This is a genomic window from Devosia chinhatensis (assembly GCF_000969445.1).
GTDB classification, from domain to species: Bacteria; Pseudomonadota; Alphaproteobacteria; order Rhizobiales; family Devosiaceae; genus Devosia; species Devosia chinhatensis.
Map to the genome: position 1 here is coordinate 1 of NZ_JZEY01000079.1, position 471 is coordinate 471.

The 471-nt window shown below is 69.2% G+C and carries 1 protein-coding gene and 1 pseudogene; one reads left to right on the forward strand and one right to left on the reverse strand.

Going from position 1 to position 471, the window contains the following annotated elements:
• Positions 1–49 precede the first annotated feature (49 nt).
• Entirely contained in the window at positions 50–256 is a 207-nt protein-coding gene (locus tag VE26_RS16820; protein ID WP_046106508.1) for a pantoate--beta-alanine ligase, read from the forward strand.
• On the opposite strand, the pseudogene VE26_RS18360 reads toward VE26_RS16820, so the two are convergent.
• Positions 220–471 (reverse strand): annotated as a pseudogene (locus VE26_RS18360) (hypothetical protein); the annotation flags it as partial. The gene VE26_RS16820 and the pseudogene VE26_RS18360 overlap by 37 nt on opposite strands.

Sequence of the window (471 nt, forward strand, 5' to 3'; positions counted from 1 at the left end):
TTGCCCAGCAGCACGCCGGCATTGGCCGGCAGATCTGGGACATCATCGCATGACGATCATCCTTCGCGACAAGGCTGCGCGCCAGGCCTGGCGCCAGGCGCTGGGAACCGGTGCGCGGCTCGTCTTCGTACCGACCATGGGGGCGCTCAACGCCGTCCATGTGCGCCTGATGGCGCTCGCTCGGGATCGGGCCGACCTCGGCATCGCCTCGATCCTCGTTCATGTCCTGTCCCTCTTCCCGATCTCGCTGCCCTGACGACCAGTCACCTGCTCTTCTCCGCCCCCCTCGAACACATCACCCTCGCCACCGCCGTCGCGCTGCAACTCACCGGCCCGCCCTCCGGTGCCCTGTGCCGCGCACCCACGCCCCACGATGCCTTCAGCCACGTCCTGGCGCTGACCGCGCTCCGCCTCTGGCGGCGATGGTGCTACGTCACGGTCCTGCTTTCCCCGCGCCGAGACTCCACGCAC

Excerpts from the sequence above, each read along its gene's own strand:
- VE26_RS16820 (WP_046106508.1), top strand. The coding sequence starts at position 50 with ATGACGATCATCCTTCGCGACAAGGCTGCGCGCCAGGCCTGGCGCCAG.